This window comes from Streptomyces phytophilus (genome assembly GCF_013870535.1).
GTDB classification, from domain to species: Bacteria; Actinomycetota; Actinomycetes; order Streptomycetales; family Streptomycetaceae; genus Streptomyces; species Streptomyces phytophilus.
This window is the reverse complement of record NZ_JACBXC010000804.1, coordinates 1-2,827: the sequence shown is the minus strand read 5'-3', so window position 1 is coordinate 2,827 and position 2,827 is coordinate 1. Positions and strand designations below refer to the sequence as shown.

2 protein-coding genes are annotated in these 2,827 nt (G+C 70.9%); both read left to right on the top strand.

The genetic code is table 11. From position 1 onward, the window contains the following. Nucleotides 1-191: response regulator transcription factor (locus H5J30_RS25505; protein ID WP_181789695.1), on the top strand; the 191-nt coding region annotated here is incomplete at its 5' end. Between the two features lie 282 nt (nt 192-473). Beyond that, on the top strand, nt 474-2,789 hold the full coding sequence (locus H5J30_RS25500; protein ID WP_181789694.1) for a glycosyl hydrolase family 18 protein: 2,316 nt from the start codon (nt 474-476) through the stop codon (nt 2,787-2,789). The last annotated feature ends 38 nt before the right edge of the window (nt 2,790-2,827 follow it).

Genomic DNA, 2,827 nt, shown 5'->3' with positions numbered 1-2,827 from the left:
GCCCGCTCAGCGACCGCGAGCTGGAGGTGCTGCGCGCGGCGCGCACGGGCGCGTCGGTCGCGGAGATCGCCGCCGAGGTGCACCTCGCGCCCGGCACCGTACGCAACTACCTCTCCGCCGCGATGGGAAAGCTCGGCGTGTCCTCGCGGCACGCAGCCGCGCACCGGGCCTGGCAGCAGGGCTGGATCTGAGGACCGCGCAACTGCCCCTGCCCGACGACCGGCCGGGTCCGCGGCGGGTCAAGGGACAGTAAAATTTACGGGGATTGGTCCAGTCCTTTCTGGCCCGCCGGAGCGTGGGGGAACCCCCCGGGTGCCCGGATTGGTACGGTCCGCCGCCCGCACCCTTCACATTGACATGTCCGCGACCCGGGGCTGTCTTAGAGGTCTATACCGCACGATTCGCGTCCGACCACCCGAGCCTTCGGACGACCCGGTGCGCGGGTGGACGTCGTCTTCCCCACAAGGAGAGCCGTGTCCGTGCAGAGAGCCGCACCCTTACGCCTCAGATCGTTTCCCGCGTCCCGGCGCCTGCTCGCCGTCCTCGCCGTGCTGGCGCTGGCGCTCACCGGACTCACCACCCTCGCCCCGCCCGCCAGCGCCCAGGCGGGGCTGACCGCGACGTTCAGCAGCTCCGGCAGCGGCTCGTCGTGGACGGGCAAGTTCGTGGTCGCCAACGCCGGCACCGCCGCGGTGGAGAACTGGTCGCTGGAGTTCGACCTGCCGGCCGGCGTGTCGATCAGCAACCACACCCACGGCACCGCGCAGGTCGACGGCCGCCACGTCACCGTCACGCCCGCGTACTACAACGCCCGCGTACCGGCGGGCCGCGACACCGAGCCGTACAGCTACACCTTCAGCGGCAGCGGCCCGATGACCGCGCCCACCGGCTGCCTGATCAACGGCGACAAGTGCGACGGCAGCCCGGCCGTGCCCCCGCAGGCACCCGGCGGCGTTGCCGTCGCCGACACCACCGCCCGTACCGTGACGCTGAAGTGGAACGCGGCGAGCCAGGGCGACTTCCCCGTGACCTCGTACGAGGTCCTGCGCGGCGGCGCCGTCGTGGCGGCCAGCGCCACCACCCAGGCCACCGTCCGCGACCTGACCCCCGCCACCTCCTACCAGTTCACCGTCCGGGCCAAGGACTCCCGCGGCAACGAGGGCCCGCCCAGCGCCCCCGTGACCGCGACGACCGTGGACCCGGCCACCGACACGGTGCCGCCCACGGCCCCCCGCAACCTGCGGTCGACGGCCGTGACCGCCAGCACCGTGGAGCTGAGGTGGGACGCGGCGACCGACGACAAGCGCGTCGCCGCCTACGACGTCCACCGCGGCACGGCGCTGGTCGCGAGCGTGCCCGCGGACACCCTGACCAGCACGCTGACCGGGCTCACCCCCGCCACGCAGTACGACTTCACGGTCAAGGCCCGCGACGCCGCCGACAACCCCTCGCCCGCCAGCAACACCCTGACCGTCACCACCGACGAAGCAGTCGGCCAGGGCGGCTACGCGAAGGTCGGCTACTTCGTGCAGTGGGGCATCTACGGCCGCCAGTACTTCGTGAAGGACCTCGACACCTCCGGCGCCGCGGCCAAGCTGGACGTCATCAACTACGCCTTCGCCAACATCGACCCGCAGAACCTCACCTGCCTCAACGGCGTCACCAAGGGCACCACGCCGAACCCCCAGGACCCCAACCAGGGCGACGGCGCCGGCGACGCCGAGGCCGACTACGGCCGGGCCTTCCCCGCCGGCCAGTCGGTCGACGGCGTCGCCGACGACGGCTGGGGCAAGCTGCGCGGCAACTTCAACCAGCTCAAGAAGCTCAAGGCCAAGCACCCGCACCTGAAGATCCTCGTCTCGCTGGGCGGCTGGACCTACTCCAAGTACTTCTCCGACGTCGCCAGGACGCCCGCCTCCCGGGAGAAGTTCGTCAAGTCGTGCATCGACATGTACATCAAGGGCGACCTGCCCGCGTACAACGGCGCCGGCGGCCCCGGCGTGGGCGCCGGCATCTTCGACGGCATCGACCTGGACTGGGAGTGGCCGGGCTCGCCCGACGGGCACCCGGGCAACCACTGGTCCACCGACGACAAGGCCAACAACACCGCGCTGATCGCCGAGTTCCGGCGGCAGCTCGACGCGCTGGGCGGCGACCACAAGCTGCTGACCGCCTTCACCCCCGCCGACCCGAAGAAGATCGACGCCGGCTGGGACCTGAAGGAGATCTTCAAGTACATGGACTTCGCCAACGTCCAGGGCTACGACTTCCACGGTTCCGGCAGCGACAACTCGTGGGAGCCCAACCGCACCGGCCACCAGGCCAACCTCTACCCGGACGCGCAGTCGCCGTACCCGAACGACTTCAGCATCGACGGCGCCGTGCAGCACTACCTGAAGGCGGGCGTCAAGCCGCGCAAGCTGACCATCGGCTTCCCGTTCTACGGGCGCGGCTGGCAGCAGGTGGCCGACGGCGGCGCGAACGGCGAGTGGCAGAGCGCCAACGGGGCCGCGCCCGGCCAGTTCCAGGAGGAGGCCGGCACCCGCGGCTACGACAACCTGCTCGCCATGGTGCCCAACATGACCGTGCACCACGACACCCAGTCCGTGGCCACGTACGGGTACACCGGGGCGAACGGCCAGTGGTGGTCCTTCGACGACACCTGGGCGATCGACCAGAAGACCGCGTACATCAGGGAGAAGGGGCTGCTCGGCGGGATGGTCTGGGAGATGTCCGGAGACCTGTCGAACGGCACCCTGTTCAACGCGCTGGATCGCGGCCTCCCGTAGAGGCGGGGAGGGGCCGTACGGTACGCCACCACCGTACG